The sequence below is a fragment of the Streptomyces litmocidini genome (genome assembly GCF_014649755.1).
In the GTDB taxonomy this organism is placed as follows: domain Bacteria; phylum Actinomycetota; class Actinomycetes; order Streptomycetales; family Streptomycetaceae; genus Streptomyces; species Streptomyces litmocidini.
The window spans coordinates 135,894-153,148 of sequence record NZ_BMTQ01000005.1 but is presented as its reverse complement, the minus strand read 5'-3'; the positions used below and the strand labels follow the sequence as shown (position 1 = coordinate 153,148).

Annotated in this window: 16 protein-coding genes; 10 read left to right on the top strand and 6 right to left on the bottom strand. The window is 72.1% G+C overall.

What is annotated here, in order from left to right; genetic code table 11:
• Position 1: 1 nt before the first annotated feature.
• The 7 genes from tpiA to IE180_RS12950 all read left to right on the top strand — a co-directional run bounded on the left by tpiA (position 2) and on the right by IE180_RS12950 (position 6,627).
• Positions 2–778 carry a triose-phosphate isomerase gene (gene tpiA / locus IE180_RS12980; protein ID WP_190157006.1) on the top strand — a complete coding sequence of 259 codons (777 nt, stop codon included), beginning with the start codon at positions 2–4 and terminating at the stop codon, positions 776–778.
• Between the two features lie 97 nt (positions 779–875).
• Positions 876–1,106, top strand: coding sequence for a preprotein translocase subunit SecG (secG, locus tag IE180_RS12975; protein WP_030692491.1), 231 nt, complete (start codon positions 876–878; stop codon positions 1,104–1,106).
• A gap of 77 nt (positions 1,107–1,183) precedes the next feature.
• Positions 1,184–1,519 (top strand): RNA polymerase-binding protein RbpA, encoded by a 336-nt coding sequence (locus tag IE180_RS12970; RefSeq protein ID WP_078908267.1) that lies wholly within the window; start codon positions 1,184–1,186, stop codon positions 1,517–1,519.
• Between the two features lie 162 nt (positions 1,520–1,681).
• Positions 1,682–2,905 carry an MFS transporter gene (locus IE180_RS12965; protein WP_190157005.1) on the top strand — a complete coding sequence of 408 codons (1,224 nt, stop codon included), beginning with the start codon at positions 1,682–1,684 and terminating at the stop codon, positions 2,903–2,905.
• A gap of 47 nt (positions 2,906–2,952) precedes the next feature.
• Positions 2,953–4,614: a glucose-6-phosphate isomerase gene (gene pgi, locus IE180_RS12960; RefSeq protein WP_373302747.1), complete on the top strand. Its 1,662-nt coding sequence runs from the start codon at positions 2,953–2,955 to the stop codon at positions 4,612–4,614.
• A 4-nt stretch (positions 4,615–4,618) separates the two neighbouring features.
• Positions 4,619–5,119, top strand: a complete 501-nt coding sequence (locus IE180_RS12955; protein WP_190157004.1) for a PH domain-containing protein — start codon at positions 4,619–4,621, stop codon at positions 5,117–5,119.
• Positions 5,116–6,627: a PH domain-containing protein gene (locus tag IE180_RS12950; protein ID WP_190157003.1), complete on the top strand. Its 1,512-nt coding sequence runs from the start codon at positions 5,116–5,118 to the stop codon at positions 6,625–6,627. The genes IE180_RS12955 and IE180_RS12950 overlap by 4 nt, the downstream gene beginning before the upstream one ends.
• A gap of 37 nt (positions 6,628–6,664) precedes the next feature.
• Here IE180_RS12950 and pgl read toward each other — a convergent pair whose 3' ends face one another.
• From pgl to tkt, 5 genes are read right to left on the bottom strand one after another with little or no spacing between them, the layout of a single operon-like run.
• Positions 6,665–7,447, bottom strand: coding sequence for a 6-phosphogluconolactonase (gene pgl / locus IE180_RS12945; RefSeq protein WP_190157002.1), 783 nt, complete (start codon positions 7,445–7,447; stop codon positions 6,665–6,667).
• A complete protein-coding gene (gene opcA / locus IE180_RS12940) occupies positions 7,444–8,523 on the bottom strand; it encodes a glucose-6-phosphate dehydrogenase assembly protein OpcA (RefSeq protein ID WP_190157001.1) in 1,080 nt (359 codons plus the stop codon). Before opcA ends, pgl begins: the two co-directional genes overlap by 4 nt.
• Entirely contained in the window at positions 8,520–10,052 is a 1,533-nt protein-coding gene (gene zwf / locus IE180_RS12935) for a glucose-6-phosphate dehydrogenase (protein ID WP_190157000.1), read from the bottom strand. The genes opcA and zwf overlap by 4 nt, the downstream gene beginning before the upstream one ends.
• Before the next feature lie 5 nt (positions 10,053–10,057).
• Positions 10,058–11,176, bottom strand: coding sequence for a transaldolase (gene tal / locus IE180_RS12930; RefSeq protein ID WP_190156999.1), 1,119 nt, complete (start codon positions 11,174–11,176; stop codon positions 10,058–10,060).
• 37 nt (positions 11,177–11,213) lie between these two features.
• Positions 11,214–13,301 carry a transketolase gene (tkt, locus tag IE180_RS12925; protein WP_190156998.1) on the bottom strand — a complete coding sequence of 696 codons (2,088 nt, stop codon included), beginning with the start codon at positions 13,299–13,301 and terminating at the stop codon, positions 11,214–11,216.
• Positions 13,302–13,650: 349 nt separating this feature from the next.
• Between tkt and IE180_RS12920 the strand changes: the two genes are divergently transcribed.
• The 3 genes from IE180_RS12920 (at position 13,651) to IE180_RS12910 (ending at position 16,188) form a co-directional block, all read left to right on the top strand.
• A complete protein-coding gene (locus IE180_RS12920; RefSeq protein WP_190156997.1) occupies positions 13,651–14,598 on the top strand; it encodes a heme o synthase in 948 nt (315 codons plus the stop codon).
• Between the two features lie 106 nt (positions 14,599–14,704).
• Positions 14,705–15,025, top strand: coding sequence for a hypothetical protein (locus IE180_RS12915; protein WP_190156996.1), 321 nt, complete (start codon positions 14,705–14,707; stop codon positions 15,023–15,025).
• A gap of 71 nt (positions 15,026–15,096) precedes the next feature.
• A complete protein-coding gene (locus IE180_RS12910) occupies positions 15,097–16,188 on the top strand; it encodes an amidohydrolase (protein ID WP_190156995.1) in 1,092 nt (363 codons plus the stop codon).
• A 90-nt stretch (positions 16,189–16,278) separates the two neighbouring features.
• On the opposite strand, the gene IE180_RS12905 is transcribed toward IE180_RS12910, so the two are convergent.
• A complete protein-coding gene (locus tag IE180_RS12905) occupies positions 16,279–17,250 on the bottom strand; it encodes a COX15/CtaA family protein (protein ID WP_190157366.1) in 972 nt (323 codons plus the stop codon).
• Between the last annotated feature and the right edge of the window lie 5 nt (positions 17,251–17,255).

Genomic DNA, 17,255 nt, shown 5'->3' with positions numbered 1-17,255 from the left:
CGTGAGCACGCGCACCCCGCTGATGGCGGGCAACTGGAAGATGAACCTCAACCACCTCGAGGCCATCGCCCACGTCCAGAAGCTCGCCTTCGCCCTGACCGACAAGGACCACGACGCCTGTGAGGTCGCGGTCCTGGTCCCCTTCACCGACCTGCGGTCCGTCCAGACCCTGGTCGACGGGGACAAGCTCAAGATCAAGTACGGTGCCCAGGACATCTCGGAGCACGACTCCGGTGCCTACACCGGCGAGGTCTCGGGCCTGATGCTGTCCAAGCTGAAGTGCGCCTACGTCGCCGTCGGCCACTCCGAGCGCCGCCAGTACCACGCCGAGGACGACGAGGTCTGCAACGCCAAGGTGAAGGCCGCCTTCAAGCACGGCGTGACCCCGATCCTCTGCGTCGGCGAGGGCCTGGAGGTCCGCAAGGCGGGCGACCAGGTCGCGCACACCCTGGCCCAGATCGACGGCGGTCTGAAGGACGTCCCGGCCGAGCAGGCCGAGACGATCGTGATCGCGTACGAGCCGGTGTGGGCCATCGGCACCGGCGAGGTCGCCACCCCCGAGGACGCCCAGGAGGTCTGCGGGGCGATCCGCGGCCGTCTCGCGGAGCTGTACTCGCAGGAGCTGGCCGACAAGGTCCGCATCCAGTACGGCGGCTCGGTCAAGGCCGGAAACGTCGCCGCGATCATGGCGCAGCCGGACGTCGACGGCGCCCTGGTGGGCGGTGCGGCGCTGGACGCCGACGAGTTCGTCAAGATCGTGCGCTTCCGCGACCAGTGAGTATGCGGTAGCGGAGTTACGTCGTACCCTTGCGGGGGTCGGGCAGGTGCCCGGCCCCCGTCCGTATAAGTCCGAGGAAGTTGGTCCAGCCGTGGTTATGGGGTTCTCGATCGCCCTGATCGTCTTCAGCGCGCTGCTGATGCTGCTCGTGCTGATGCACAAGGGGAAGGGCGGCGGCCTCTCCGACATGTTCGGAGGCGGCATGCAGTCCTCCGTCGGCGGCTCCTCGGTCGCCGAGCGGAACCTGGACCGGATCACGGTCGTGGTCGGTCTGTGCTGGTTCGCCTGCATCGTGGTGCTTGGTCTGCTGATGAAGTTGGACGGGTAACTCCAATCACTGGACGCGCGTTGGGCCTTACGTAGACTGGGGCATCTTCGAGCACCATCACGCAGGGAGTTACGACCGTGGCAAGTGGCAACGCGATCCGGGGAAGCCGGGTCGGAGCGGGGCCGATGGGGGAGGCCGAGCGGGGCGAGTCGGCACCGCGCCTCCGCATCTCCTTCTGGTGCTCGAACGGGCACGAGACGCAGCCGAGCTTCGCCAGTGACGCAGCGGTTCCGGACACCTGGGACTGCCCGCGCTGCGGCTTCCCGGCGGGACAGGACCGGGACAACCCGCCGGACCCGCCGCGCACGGAGCCGTACAAGACCCACCTCGCCTATGTGCGTGAGCGGCGCAGCGACGCGGACGGCGAGGCGATCCTCGCCGAGGCGCTGGCCAAGCTGCGCGGCGAGATCTGAAGCGTGGTGTGACGGTGTGACGAACGGGCCTTGTCCGCGAACCGAGTTCGCGGACAAGGCCCGTTCGCGCGTCACGGGCGGACGCCCGCCGTATGCCCGGCGTTGTCAGTGGCGTGCCCTACGGTCGGTGCGACGGGAAGACCACCGGACCGAGGGGGCGCCGTGGCGGCGACGGAGGCAGTGGACGGCAGGACGGCGCCCACCTGGCGGGGCGGCTTCGGACGGCTGTGGACGGCCGCGGTGGTCTCCCGCTTCGGCGACTCGCTGCGCACCGCCGCGCTGCCGCTGCTCGCCGCCTCGCTCACCGACGACCCCTTCCTCATCGCCTCCGTCACCGCCTGCGGCTTCCTGCCCTGGCTGCTCTTCGGACTCCTCGGCGGCGCCGTCGCCGACCGGGTCGACCAGCGGCGGGCCATGTGGGCCGTCGACCTCGTCCGTGCCGGACTCGTCGCCGCCTTCGCCGCCGCCGTCGCCCTCGGACACGCCTCCGTCGCCCTGCTCCTCGCCCTCGCCTTCGCCCTCACCACCCTCCAGACCCTCTTCGACAACGCGGCCACCGCCCTGCTGCCCGCGCTCGTCCCCGCCGAGACCCTGTCCGGAGCCAACGCGCGCCTGATGACCGGCCAGCAGCTCGCCGGCGGTCTCCTCGCCGGGCCCGTCGTGCCCGTCCTGCTCCTCGTCGGCCCCGCCGTCCCGTACGCGGCCGACGCGCTCACGTACGTCCTGGCCGCGCTCCTCGTCGCCTCCCTGCGGACCGGCGCGCCCGAGCGGCCGCCCCGCCCGGCCGGATCCACCCTCCGCGCCGAGATGGCCGAGGGCCTCGCCGCCCTGCGCGCGGACCGGTCCCTGCGCCGGCTCTGCACCGCGACCACCCTCTGCAACGTCGGCATGGGCGCCCTCATCGCCACCCTCGTCGTCCACGTGACCGACGGCCGCCCGGCGGGGACCGCGGGGAACACGGCGTACGCCGCCACGATCACGGCCTACGCCCTGGGCGCCGTCGCCGGCGGCTTCCTGGCCCGGCGGATCGCCGAGCGGACCGGACGCATACGCGCCGTGTTCCTCGCCGGGACCGTCCAGACCGGCTGCCTGGTCCTGATGGGCGCGGTGCCCGTCCTCGGGGTATCGATCGGGGCCATGGCGGTGTTCGGTCTCATGGGGACGGTGTGGAACGTCCAGCAGACCACCCTCATGCAGGAGCGCGCCCCCGAGGGGATGCTCGGCCGCATCGCCGCGGCCTTCCGCACCCTCGCCGTCGCGGGCGCGCCGCTCGGCGCGCTCCTCGGCGGCGCCGCGGCCGCCGGCCTCGGACCGCACACACCGGCCCTCCTCGCGGCGGCGCTGTTCGCGCTCGCCGTCGCGTCGCTGGGCCCCCTGATCAATTAGGTTGGGGGTGCAGCGGGGCAGACAAGCAGTACGAGAAGAAGTGGGCGATGTCCGAGATGACAAGCGAAGGCCGCAACAGGCTCAACCGGCTGCCCGAGTGGGCGGCCCTCGGCAAGCACCGTGAGCAGCTGGGCGACACCCATCTGCGCGAACTGTTCGCCGCCGACCCGGCGCGGGGCACCGACTACACCCTGCGCGTCGGCGACCTCCACCTGGACTACTCCAAGCACCTCGTCACCGGCGAGACGCTGTCCCTGCTGAGGGAACTGGCCGCCGTCACCGGCGTCGCCGAGCTCCGCGACGCCATGTTCCGCGGCGAGAAGATCAACACCACCGAGGACCGGGCGGTGCTCCACACCGCGCTGCGCGCCCCCCGCGGGGCCGTCATCGAGGTCGACGGGGAGAACGTCGTCCCCGGCGTCCACGCCGTCCTCGACAAGATGGCCGCCTTCGCCGACAGGGTCCGCGCGGGCGAGTGGACCGGCCACACCGGACGGCCCGTCAAGAACATCGTCAACATCGGCATCGGCGGCTCCGACCTCGGCCCCGCCATGGCCTACGAGGTCCTGCGCTCCTACACCCGGCGGGACCTGACGTTCCGTTTCGTCTCCAACGTCGACGGCGCCGACCTCCACGAGGCCGTCCGCGACCTCGACCCCGCCGAGACGCTGTTCATCGTCGCCTCGAAGACCTTCACCACCATCGAGACGATCACCAACGCCACCTCCGCGCGGAACTGGCTCCTCACCGAGCTGCGCGCCGGCCAGGAGGCCGTCGCCAAGCACTTCGTGGCCCTCTCGACCAACGCCGAGAAGGTCGAGGAGTTCGGCATCGACACCGCGAACATGTTCGAGTTCTGGGACTGGGTCGGTGGCCGCTACTCCTACGACTCCGCCATCGGCCTCTCCCTGATGATCGCCATCGGCCCGGAGCGCTTCCGCGAGATGCTCGACGGCTTCCACCTCGTCGACGAGCACTTCCGCACCGCGCCGCCCGAGGAGAACGCGCCGCTGCTGCTCGGCCTCCTCGGCGTCTGGTACGGCGCCTTCTTCGACGCCCAGTCGCACGCCGTCCTGCCGTACTCCCACTACCTGTCCAAGTTCACCGCCTACCTCCAGCAGCTCGACATGGAGTCCAACGGCAAGTCGGTGGACCGCGAGGGCAACCGGGTCGACTGGCAGACCGGGCCCGTCGTCTGGGGCACCCCCGGGACCAACGGCCAGCACGCCTACTACCAGTTGATCCACCAGGGCACCAAGGTCATCCCCGCCGACTTCATCGGCTTCGCCCGCCCCGTCGAGGACCTGCTGCCCGGTCTCGTCGCCCAGCACGACCTGCTCATGGCCAACTTCTTCGCCCAGACCCAGGCGCTCGCCTTCGGCAAGACGCCCGAGGAGGTACGGGCCGAGGGCGTCGCCGAGGAGCTCGTCCCGCACAAGACCTTCCGGGGCAACCACCCGACCACCACGATCCTCGCCGACGCGCTCACCCCGTCCGTCCTCGGCCAGCTGATCGCCCTCTACGAGCACAAGGTCTTCGTCCAGGGCGCCATCTGGAACATCGACTCCTTCGACCAGTGGGGCGTCGAGCTCGGCAAGGTCCTCGCCAAGAAGATCGAGCCGGTCCTGACGGAGGGCGGGGGAGCCGACCGGCTCGACAGCTCCACCGCCGGACTCGTCTCGCTCTACCGCTCGCTGCGCGGACGGTAACCGGATGACGGGGGAGGACGCGGTGCGGCTGCGGCCGCCCAGGAACGCCGTCGACGAGCGGGCCGTCGCCTGGTGGCGCAGCCGGCTCCTGGCGGCCACCGCCGTGCCGGTGGTGGTGCTCGCCGTCCTCGGGGCGTTCCTCGGACCCGCCCGGACCTGGCTGCTGCTCGCGGCCGGGGCCGTGGCGGCCCTGGGCCTGGTCTGCACCGCGTTCCTCCCCGCCTGGTGGTTCCGGGTGCACCGCTGGGAAGTCACCGACGAGGCCGTCTACACGCGCACCGGCGCCCTCCGGCAGGAGTGGCGGATCGCCCCGATGTCCCGGATCCAGACGGTCGACACCGTGCGCGGCCCGCTGGAGCAGGCGTTCGGGCTCGCCACCGTCACCGTCACCACCGCCTCCTCCAAGGGGGCGATCCGCATCGGGGGACTCGACCACGAGCACGCCGCCGAGCTCGCCGAACGCCTCACCGCGCTCACCCGGGCCACCCCCGGGGACGCCACATGAGCGAGGAGTGGCGGAGGCTCGACCCGCGCACCCTGTTGGCCGACGCCGTCGTCCTCTGCGGGGTCGCCGGTGGCGCGGCGCTCCCGGCCGTGGCCGGCCTCTCGGGCGGCGGGTCCCTGGGGCGGGCCTTCGCCTGGGTCCTCTCGGGCGTCGTCCTGCTCGTCCTGCTCGGCACGGTCGGCGACTGGGTCCGGCTGCGCCGCACCCGCTACCGGGTCGGTCCCGAGAGGGTCGACCTCCACACCGGGCTCCTGCTGCTCAAGCGCCGCTCCCTGGCCCGGGAGCGGGTCCGCAGCGTCGACCTCACCGCCAACCCCCTCCAGCGCGTCCTCGGCGTCGTCAAGGTCCGCATCGGCACCGGCGAGAACACCCCCGGTGGCGAGTCCACCCTCGAGTTCGACCTGGTCGCCCGCGCCGAGGGCGAGCGGCTCCGCCGGGAGCTCCTCGGCCGCGCCGCCGTCGCCGGGGAGCCGGACCGCGACGGCGTCCTGGCCTCCCTCGACCCGCACTGGATCCGCTACGCCCCCGTCTCCTTCCTCGCCCCCGCCCTCGGCGCCGCCGCGGCCGGCGCCGTCCTCCAGGTCAGCGACTGGTTCGGCGCCCAGGCGGAGGTCGTCGACTGGGTGGGGGACCGCTTCCGGGACACCTCCCTGACCTGGACGGTCGTCGACCTGGTCCTGCTCGCCACCGTCGCCGGGGCCGTCGGCGCCCTCGGACTGTGGGTCGAGATGTGGTGGAACTACCGCCTGGAGCGCGAGCCCGGTGGCACCCTCCGCGTCCGCCGGGGCCTGTTCACCGCCCGGTCGGTCACGCTGGAGGAGCGCCGGCTGCGCGGGATCGAGCTCGTCGAGCCGCTCGGCGTGCGGCTGTTCGGCGCCGCCCGCGTCGACGCCGTCGCCACCGGCCTCGCCGAGCACGACGAGGACAAGCACGGCGACCTGAAGAACCTGCTGCCCGCCGCCCCCAGGGAGCGGGCCGAGGAGGTCGTCGCCCTGGTGCTGCGGGAGCCGGAGCCGCCGACCGCGGCACCCCTCGCCGCCCATCCCCGGGCCGCCCGCGTCCGGCGGCTGCGGTGGGCCGCGTGGGGCGTCCTCGTCCCCGTCGCGGTCCTCGCCGTCCTCGGCCCGCTCCTCACGCCGGTCCTGCTGTACGTGGCGGCCGGCTGTGCCCTCGTCCTCGGACCGGTCGCCGTGCTGCTCGCCCTCGACGCGTACCGCGCCCTCGGACACGGCGTCAGCGGCGGCTTCCTGGTGGCCCGTTCGGGCACCGTCCGGCGGACGACGGTCGCCCTGCAGCGCTCCGGCGTCATCGGCTGGACCGTCAGGCAGTCGTACTTCCAGCGCCGGGCCGGGCTCCTGACGCTCACCGCCACCACGGCGGCCGGAGCGGGCGCCTACGCGGTGCGCGACGCGGGCGAGGGCCAGGGCCTCGTCTTCGCCGCCGAGGCCGTACCGGGGCTCCTCGCGCCGTTCCTGGAAACGCCGGAGGCCCGGCCCACCGAGGGGTGAACCGGGCCTCCGCACGGGGGAGCCGGGCCGGAACCGGTCAGGCCGAGGCCGGCGGATACAGGCTCCGCGGCAGCTCCGACGCGGCCGCCGCGTCGAGCAGCCACAGCGTGCGCGAGCGCCCGTAGGCCCCGGCCGCCGGGGCCTGCACCTCGCCCGCGCCCGACAGCGCGATCGCCGCGGCCTTCGCCTTGTCCTCCCCGGCCGCGAGCAGCCAGACCTCGTGCGCCGCCCGGATGGCCGGGAGGGTCAGCGAGATCCGGACCGGCGGCGGCTTCGGCGCGCCGTGCACCCCGACCACCGTCCGCTCGGTCTCGCGGACCGCCGGCAGCTCCGGGAAGAGCGAGGCCACGTGCGTGTCCGGGCCGACGCCCAGCATCAGCACGTCGAAGGTCGGCACCCCGCCGTGGTCGCCGGGACCGGCGGCGGCGGCCAGCTCCTCCGCGTACGCCGCCGCGGCGGCGTCGACGTCGCGACCGTACGGACCGTCCGAGGCCGGCATGGCGTGCACCCGGGCCGGGTCGAGGGGCACCCGGTCGAGCAGCGCGGCCCGGGCCTGGGTGACGTTCCGCTCGGGATCGCCCTCGGGCAGGTAGCGCTCGTCGCCCCACCACAGGTCGAGCCGCGACCAGTCGACCGCGTCCCGCGCGGGCGCCGAACCGAGCGCCGCGAGCAGGCCGTTGCCGTTGCGGCCGCCGGTGAGCACGACCGAGGCGGAGCCGCGGGCGGTCTGGGCGTCCACGATCTTCGTGATCAGCCGGGCCGCGGCGGCCTCGGCCATCAGCTCCTTGTCGCGGTGGACGACCAGCTGGGGGGTGCTCACTTGGCCGCCGCCTTCCGGGCCGGGGCCTTCTTCGAGGCGGGCTTGGCCGCGGGAGCAGCGGGAGCCGCTTCTCCGGCGGTCTCCGCGGCGGGCTCCACGACCGTCTCGACGACCGTGTCCACCACGGTCTCGGGGGCGACGGTCGCCGCCTCCTCGTCGAGCCGCTCCACACCGAACCGGAGCGCCGTCGCGTAGGTGTCGTCCGGGTCGAGCCGGCGCAGCTCCTCCGCGATCAGCTCGGCCGTCTCGCGGCGCTTGAGCGCCACCGCCCGGTCCGGCTGTCCCTCTATGGAGAGCGTGGCGAGCGAGCCGTCCGGCCGGTCGAGCACGATCGGGCCGGCGTCGGTCTCCATCCGTACGGAGGTGAGACCGGGGCCGGCCGACTTCGAGCGCCGCACCGGCACCTTCAGCCGGTCCGCGAGCCACATCGCGAGCAGTTCGACGCTCGGGTTGAACTCCTCGCCCTCCACCTCGGCCGAGGTGACCTCGCACACGACCTGGTCGAGCGCGGCGGCCAGCATCGAGCGCCACGGCGTGATCCGGGTCCACGAGAGGTCCGTGTCGCCCGGGGTGTACGCGTCCGCGCGCGCGGTCAGCTCCTGGATGGGCTGCTCGGCGGCGTATGTGTCGGTCACCCGGCGCTGGGCGAGCGCGCCCAGCGGGTCGTTCGCCGGGTCGGACGGCGCGTTCACCGGCCACCAGACGACGACGGGGGCGTCCGGGAGGAGCAGCGGCAGCACCACCGACTGGGCGTGGTCGACGACCTCGCCGTACAGCCGGAGCACCACCGTCTCGCCGGTGCTGGCGTCGGCGCCGAGGCGGACCTCGGCGTCGAGCCGCGCCTGCGCGCGGTCCCGCGGGGAGCGCGAGACCCGCTTGATGACGACGAGGGTCCGCGAGGGGTGCTCGCGGGACGCCTCGTTGGCCGCCTTGAGCGCGTCGTAGGCGTTCTCCTCGTCGGTGACGATCACGAGGGTGAGCACCATGCCGACGGCCGGCGTGCCGATCGCCCGCCGCCCGAGCACCAGCGCCTTGTTGATCTTGGAGGACGTGGTGTCCGTCAGGTCGGTCTTCATGGCCGGCGCCAGCTCCTGCCGTCTCGTGCGAGCATCTCGTCCGCCTCGACCGGACCCCAGGTCCCGGACTGGTACTGCGCGGGCTTGCCGTGCGTGTCCCAGAACTGCTCGATCGGGTCGAGGATCTTCCAGGACAGCTCGACCTCCTCGACCCGCGGGAAGAGGTTGGAGTCGCCGAGCAGGACGTCGAGGATGAGCCGCTCGTACGCCTCGGGGCTGGACTCGGTGAAGGACTCGCCGTACGCGAAGTCCATCGACACGTCCCGGATCTCCATCTGGGTGCCGGGCACCTTGGAGCCGAACCGCACCGTCACGCCCTCGTCCGGCTGGACCCGGATCACGATGGCGTTGCGGCCGAGTTCCTCGGTCGCGGTGTGGTCGAAGGGGGAGTGCGGGGCGCGCTGGAAGACGACCGCGATCTCGGTGACGCGGCGGCCCAGGCGCTTGCCGGTCCGCAGGTAGAACGGGACGCCCGCCCAGCGGCGGTTGTCGATCTCCAGCTTGATGGCCGCGTAGGTGTCGGTCTTCGACTGGGGGTCGATGCCGTCTTCCTGGAGGTAGCCGACGGCCTTCGCGCCGCCCTGCCACCCGGCCGCGTACTGGCCGCGGACCGTGGACTTGCCCAGGTCCTTGGGCAGCTTCACCGCGCCGAGGACCTTGGTCTTCTCGGCGGCCAGCGCGTCGGCGTCGAAGGAGGCGGGCTCCTCCATCGCGGTCAGCGCGAGCAGCTGGAGCAGGTGGTTCTGGATGACGTCACGGGCGGCGCCGATGCCGTCGTAGTAGCCGGCGCGGCCGCCGATGCCGATGTCCTCGGCCATGGTGATCTGCACGTGGTCGACGTACGACCGGTTCCAGATCGGCTCGAAGAGCGTGTTGGCGAAGCGGAGCGCCAGGATGTTCTGGACGGTCTCCTTGCCGAGGTAGTGGTCGATCCGGAAGACCGCCTCGGGCGGGAAGACCTCGTGGACGACCTCGTTGAGCTCCTTGGCGGAGACCAGGTCGTGGCCGAAGGGCTTCTCGATGACCGCGCGGCGCCAGGAACCGTCCTTCTGGTCGGCCAGGCCGTGCTTCTTGAGCTGCTGGACGACGAGCGGGAAGAACTTCGGCGGCACGGACAGGTAGAAGGCGAAGTTGCCGCCCGTGCCCTGCGCCTTGTCGAGCTCCTCGATCGTCGACTTGAGCTGCTCGAAGGCCGTGTCGTCGTCGAAGTCGCCCTGGACGAACCGCATGCCCTGGATCAGCTGCTGCCACACCTCCTCGCGGAAGGGGGTGCGCGCGTGCTGCTTGACGGCTTCGTAGACCTCCTCCGCGAAGTCCTCGTCCGCCCACTCGCGGCGGGCGAAGCCGATGAGCGAGAAGCCCGGCGGCAGCAGGCCGCGATTGGCCAGGTCGTAGACGGCAGGCATCAGCTTCTTACGGGACAAATCGCCCGTGACGCCGAAGATCACCAGGCCCGACGGCCCCGCGATGCGCGGGAGCCGTCGGTCTGCGGCGTCACGGAGCGGGTTGGCTCCGTGGACTGCGCTCAAAGTGCTTACGCCTCCGAAGGTGCGAGGCGCTGGAGCTCCGCCTCGGTGGACTTGAGCAGGTCGTTCCAGGCGGCCTCGAACTTGTCGACGCCCTCGTCCTCCAGGAGCTGGACGACGTCGTCGTAGCTGATGCCCAGCCTCTCGACGGCCTCCAGCTCGGCGCGCGACTGCTCGTAGGTGCCGCGGACGGTGTCGCCGGTGACCTCGCCGTGGTCGGCGGTGGCCTCCAGGGTGGCCTCCGGCATGGTGTTCACGGTGCCGGGGGCGACCAGGTCCACGACGTACAGGGTGTCCTTGTACGCCGGGTCCTTGACGCCGGTCGAGGCCCACAGCGGGCGCTGCTTGTTGGCCTGCGCCTTGTCGAGGGCGGCCCAGCGGTCGGAGGAGAAGACCTCCTCGTACGCCTCGTAGGCCAGCCGGGCGTTGGCCAGGGCGGCCTTGCCCTTGAGCGCCTCGGCCTCGTCGGTGCCGAGGGCGGTCAGGCGCTTGTCGATCTCCGTGTCCACGCGGGAGACGAAGAAGGAGGCCACCGAGTGGATCTTGGAGAGGTCGAGGCCGCGCTCGCGGGCCTTCTCCAGACCCGCCAGGTAGGCGTCCATGACCGCGCGGTAGCGCTCCAGCGAGAAGATCAGCGTGACGTTGACGCTGATGCCGAGGCCGATGACCTCGGTGATCGCCGGCAGACCCGCCTCGGTGGCCGGGATCTTGATCAGGGTGTTGGGACGGTCCACCAGCCAGGCCAGCTGCTTGGCCTCGGCGATGGTGGCGGCCGTGTCGTGGGCGAGACGGGGGTCGACCTCGATGGAGACCCGGCCGTCCTGGCCGTCGGTCGCGTCGAAGACCGGCCGCAGGATGTCGGCGGCGTCACGGACGTCCGCCGTCGTGATCATGCGGATGGCCTCGTCGACGGTCACCTTGCGGGCGGCCAGGTCGGCGAGCTGCTGGTCGTAGCCGTGCCCCTCCGAGATGGCCTTCTGGAAGATGGACGGGTTCGTGGTGACCCCGACCACGTGGCTCTGGTCGATCAGCTCGGCCAGGTTGCCGGACGTGATCCGCTGGCGCGAGAGGTCGTCCAGCCAGATCGCGACGCCTTCGTCGGAGAGGCGCTTGAGAGCGTCTGTCATGGGAGTTGCATCTCCAATTAAGTCGTACGTATGGACGTCAGCGCGCGGCGGCGGCCAGGGATTCCCGGGCGGCGGCGACGATCGCCTCCGGCGTGAACCCGAACTCGCGGAAGAGGACCTTCGCGTCCGCCGAGGCACCGAAGTGCTCCAGGGAGACGATCCGGCCGGCGTCACCGACGTACTTGTGCCAGGTGAGGCCGATGCCGGCCTCGACCGCGACACGGGCCTTGACCGACGGCGGCAGGACCGAGTCCTTGTACGCCTGGTCCTGCTCCTCGAACCACTCCACGGACGGCATCGAGACCACCCGGGTCGGGACGCCGGCGGCCTGGAGCTGCTCCCGGGCCTCGACGGCCAGGTGCACCTCGGAGCCCGTGCCGATCAGCACGACCTCGGGCGTGCCGCCCTCCGCCTCGAACAGCACGTAGCCGCCCTTGACGGTGTCCTCGTTCGGGGCGTACGTCGGCACGCCCTGGCGGGTGAGCGCCAGACCGTGCGGGGCGCCCTTGCCGAAGACCTTGGTGTGCCGCTGCATGATCTCGCGCCAGGCGAGCGCCGTCTCGTTGGCGTCGGCCGGACGGACCACGTTCAGGCCCGGGATCGCGCGCAGCGAGGCGAGGTGCTCCACCGGCTGGTGCGTCGGGCCGTCCTCGCCCAGACCGATCGAGTCGTGGGTCCAGACGTACGTCACCGGCAGGTGCATCAGCGCGGACAGGCGCACCGCGTTGCGCATGTAGTCGGAGAACACCAGGAAGGTGCCGCCGTAGACGCGCGTGTTGCCGTGCAGCGCGATGCCGTTCATCTCCGCGGCCATGGAGTGCTCGCGGATGCCGAAGTGGATCGTGCGGCCGTACTTGTCGGCCTCCGGCAGCGGGTTGCCCTCCGGCAGGAACGACGAGTCCTTGTCGATCGTCGTGTTGTTCGAGCCGGCGAGGTCGGCCGAGCCGCCCCACAGCTCCGGGACGACCGCGCCGAGCGCCTTGAGGACCTGGCCCGAGGCGGCACGGGTGGCGACACCCTTGCCCGTCTCGAAGACCGGGAGCTTCTCGGCCCAGCCGGCCGGCAGCTCGTTCGCCTGGATGCGGTCGAACTCGGCGGCGCGCTCCGGGTTGGCCGTGCGCCACTCGGAGAGCTGCTTGTCCCACTCGGCACGGGCCTCACGGCCGCGGTCGCCGAGCGCGCGGGTGTGCGCGATGACCTCGTCGGAGACCTCGAAGGTCCGCTCCGGGTCGAAGCCCAGGACGCGCTTGGTGGCCGCGATCTCCTCGTCGCCGAGCGCCGAGCCGTGCGCGGCCTCGGTGTTCTGCGCGTTCGGCGCGGGCCAGGCGATGATCGAGCGCATCGCGATGAACGACGGGCGCTCGGTCTCGGCCTCGGCGGCCTTGATCGCCGCGTACAGCGCCACCGGGTCCAGGTCGCCGTCGGCCTTGGGCTCGACGCGCTGGACGTGCCAGCCGTACGCCTCGTACCGCTTCATCGTGTCCTCGGACACGGCGGTCTCGGTGTCGCCCTCGATCGAGATGTGGTTGTCGTCCCACAGCATGATCAGGTTGCCGAGCTTCTGGTGGCCGGCGAGCGAGGACGCCTCCGCGGAGATGCCCTCCTGCAGGCAGCCGTCACCGGCGATCACGTAGATCCGGTGGTCGAACGGCGAGGTGCCGTCGGCGGCCTCCGGGTCGAACAGGCCGCGCTCGTAGCGGGCGGCCATCGCCATGCCCACGGCGTTGGCGACGCCCTGGCCCAGCGGGCCCGTGGTCGTCTCGACGCCGGCGGTGTGGCCGTACTCCGGGTGGCCCGGGGTCTTCGAGCCCCAGGTGCGGAAGGCCTTCAGGTCGTCCAGTTCGAGACCGAAACCACCCAGGTAGAGCTGGGTGTAGAGGGTCAGGGACGAATGGCCGGCGGAGAGGACGAACCGGTCGCGTCCGACCCACTCGGGGTCGGCCGGGTCGTGCCGCATCACCTTCTGGAAGAGGGTGTACGCGGCGGGCGCAAGGCTCATCGCCGTACCGGGATGGCCGTTGCCGACCTTCTGTACGGCGTCCGCGGCCAGAAGGCGGGCGGTGTCGACGGCCCGCTGGTCCAATTCGGTCCACTCGAGGTCTGTGGTGGTCGGCTTAGTGCTCACCCTGGGTCAGGGCTCCTCTCCACATGTCGTGAGCCGGTGACTGAGGGTGTACCGGCGTTGTCGAGCCTACCCCCGTGAAACGCCTCTCTTTTCGTGTCCATGCCCCTCAAATGAGCGGAGAAATGAAAGGACACAGCCAGAGTGCAGGTGGCCGTACGAGTTCGCCTCCCGAGGCGGGCCCGAAGCCGTCCCCGAACCGTGTCCACCCCTTGGGACGTACCCCGCCAACACGACCCCACCCCCGCGAAGACCGGCGTCTGGGCAACGTCTACAGTGGCGTGGTACGCGCAAGCTCCACCCCAGTCCTCACCCGGGTGGCTTGCTGGGAATTTCTCTGTCAGGGGTGTGCGTGACGGCCGTCGAGTCCCGACCCGCAGGGGTCGTCTTGACTCCCAGCCCGGGGGGCCATAGGCCGTTCGGGGCCCGCGTCAAGGCATTCGTGGCGCTGACCAAGCCGCGAATCATCGAACTGCTGCTCATCACGACCGTTCCGGTGATGTTCCTCGCCGAACAGGGTGTGCCGAACCTCTGGCTGGTGCTCGCCACCTGCTTCGGCGGCTACCTCTCGGCGGGCGGCGCCAACGCGCTGAACATGTACATCGACCGGGACATCGACGCCCTGATGGACCGCACGTCCCAGCGTCCGCTCGTCACCGGCGTGCTCACCCCGCGCGAGGGCCTGGTCTTCGGGCTCACGCTCGCCGTGGTCTCCACGCTCTGGTTCGGCCTGCTGGTCAACTGGCTGTCCGCCGCGCTCTCGCTCGGCGCGCTCCTCTTCTACGTCGTGGTCTACACGATGATCCTGAAGCGGCGCACCGCGCAGAACATCGTCTGGGGCGGCATCGCCGGCTGCCTGCCGGTGCTCATCGGCTGGTCGGCCGTGACCAACTCGATGTCGTGGGCCGCGGTCATCCTCTTCCTCGTCATCTTCTTCTGGACGCCGCCGCACTACTGGCCGCTGTCGATGAAGGTGAAGGACGACTACGCACGCGCGGGCGTGCCGATGCTGCCGGTCCTCGCCTCCAACAAGGTCGTCGCCAAGCAGATCGTGCTCTACAGCTGGGTCATGGTCGCCGTCTCCCTGCTGCTCACCCCGCTGGGCTACACGGGCTGGTTCTACACCGCGGTGGCGCTGCTCACCGGCGGCTGGTGGCTCTGGGAGGCGCACGCGCTCCTCAACCGCGCCAAGGCGGAGGTGACCGGCGCCAAGCTCAAGGAGATGCGCCTCTTCCACTGGTCCATCACCTACGTCTCGCTGCTCTTCGTGGCGGTCGCGGTGGACCCCTTCCTGCGCTAGCGCGCGGCGCTCGTCCGAGAAGCACCGGTCGACGGCCGGGTCACGTGGGACAGCCCACACGGCCCGGCCGTCGCCAGTCGATCTACCCCTCGGTAGCATCCGTGTCATGGCAGAAACGAAGCAGGAAGAGCGCAGGGCGGCCAGGCTCGCCAAGGAGATCCAGGCCTTCTCCAAGGCGCACGGCGGCTGCGAGGGGCACCTCGCGCACATCGGCCAGGCGGGCACCCGGATCGTCCTGGTCGGCGCCGACGGCGGCTGGGGAGACCTCGTCGCGCGCACGTACGAGACCGCGCGGCAGGCCGCCGAGAAGGCCGGCCTGACCCTTCACGAGGAGTTCGACGGCGAGTTCGCCGCCAAGGTCGCCACGGGCCCGTACGAGTGGACCCGGATGGCCGGAATCCAGGTCGGCGGACCCTCCAACAGCTGAGGCGGCAACCTCGCGCGGGGCTCACCCGTTAGGACGTGTGGAGACACGTCCGCACAGGGAGCCCCCCCGAGATGATCGACACGCCGCACCTGGTGGACCAGTACTGCCACGGGGTGCTCCGTACGGAGCTCGGCCTCGGCACCTTCGAGGCCCGCCTCGGCGCCCACCTGGGCGGCTCCGTGCTGCCCGCCGCGGGCACCACCTTCTTCGACACCCAGACCGGCTTCGCCGTGCGCCGCTGGTGCCCGCCGCTCCTCGGCCTGGAACCGCACTGCCCGCCCGCCCGCTACCTCGCCCGCCGCCGGGAACTCGGCGCCGCCGAGGCCGGCCGCCGGCTCCTGCGCGCCTCCGGGATCTCCGCCTACCTGGTCGACACCGGGCTTGCCGGCGACCTCACGCCCCCCGCCGAGCTCGGCGCCGCGGGCGCCGCAGAGGCCCACGAGGTCGTCCGCCTCGAACCCCTCGCCGAGCGGGTCGCCGACGCCTCGGACACCGTCGAGGCCTTCCTCGCCGCCCTCGCCGAGGCCGTCCACGGGGCCGCCGGGGACGCGGTCGCGTTCAGCTCGGCCTCGGGGGCACGGGACGGGCTCGCGGTCCTGCCCGAGCCCCCGGGCCCCGCGGAGGTGCGCGGGGCCGCCGGGCGCTGGCTGGCCGGCCGCGCGGCCGGCGACCCGGTCACCGACCCCGTCCTGCTGCGCCATCTGCTCTGGATCGCGGTCACGGCCGGGCGCCCCCTCCAGCTGCACACGGAGGATCCGGCTTCCCTGAGGGGCTTCGCCGCCGCCACCGCGGGGCTCGGCACCGACCTGGTGCTGCTGCACCGCTACCCGCACCACCGCGCGGCCGCGCACCTGACCGGACTTCACCCGCACGTGTACGCCGACCTCGGCCCCGTGCTCGCCCACACGGGCGCCCGGGCGGCGGCCGTCCTCGCCGAGGTCCTGGAGCGGGCGCCGTTCGGCAAGCTGCTGTTCTCCAGCGGTGCCCAGGGGCTGCCCGAACTGCACGTGGTCGCCGCGAGCACCTTCCGGTCCGCCCTCGGCCGGGTGCTCGGCGAGTGGGTCACGGAGGGCGCCTGGTCCCGTACGGACGCGCGGCGGGTGGCCGCGATGATCGCGGCGGACAACGCGAAACGGGTCTACCGGCTTGCGGGGAGCCGGTAGACCCATGGGGACCCTGGATCCGGGATCCCGGATCCCGGATCCCGGATCCCGGATCCAGGACCCCGGACGTGGATCCGGGATCCGAGGGCCTCAGGCCGTGGTCGCCAGCTCCGGGTCCGCCTGGGCCGGGATGTCGGGGCCGACGAGCGGGCGCTCGCGCAGGCTCAGGGCGAGCCGCAGGACGGCGATCCACATCAGCGAGGAACCGAGCATGTGGGCCCCGACGAGGAGCTCCGGCACGCCCGTGAAGTACTGGACATAGCCCACGCAGCCCTGCGCCGCCAGCACGATCAGCAGGTCGCGTGCGCGGGCCCTGGTGTCGTCGGGGGCGTCCACCACGCGCAGGACCAGCCACATGGCGAGGGCGAGGGCGCAGACGACCCAGGCGGCGATCGCGTGGACGTGGGCGGCGTTCGTCCAGTCCCACGGCATGCGCGGGACGTCGCTGCTGTCGCCGGCGTGCTTGCCGGCGCCGGTCACCGTCGTGCCGAGCACGATCAGCAGCGCGGAGACGACCGTGATCGCCCAGGACAGCTTCCGGACCGGGCGCGGCACGCGCGGCCGGGGGGCGGCGTCGCCCTCGCCGGTGCGGTGCCAGGTGATGACGGCGACCGTGAGCAGGGAGTTCGCGGCGAGGAAGTGGCCGGCCACCGTCCACGGGTTGAGGCCCATCCACACCGTGATGCCGCCGATGACGGCGTTGCTCATCACGATCCAGAACTGGGCCCAGCCGAGTCGGGTGAGCCCGCGCCGCCACGGCTTGGTGGACCGGGTGGCGACGATCGCCCAGCCGACCGCCGCCGACAGGACGTACGTCAGCATCCGGTTGCCGAACTCGATCGCGCCCCGGTAGCCCTGCTCGGGCGTGACGATGAGGCTGTCGTCCGTGCACTTCGGCCAGGTGTCGCAGCCGAGACCGGAACCGGTCAGCCGGACCGCGCCGCCCGTGACGATGATGAGCACGCTCATCACGACGGCGGCGAGCGCGGCGCGCCGGAGCGTCCGGGGGGACGGGGTCCAGCGCTGGGCGATGTAGGCGAGGGGGGTCTGCACGGGCCCTATCGTAG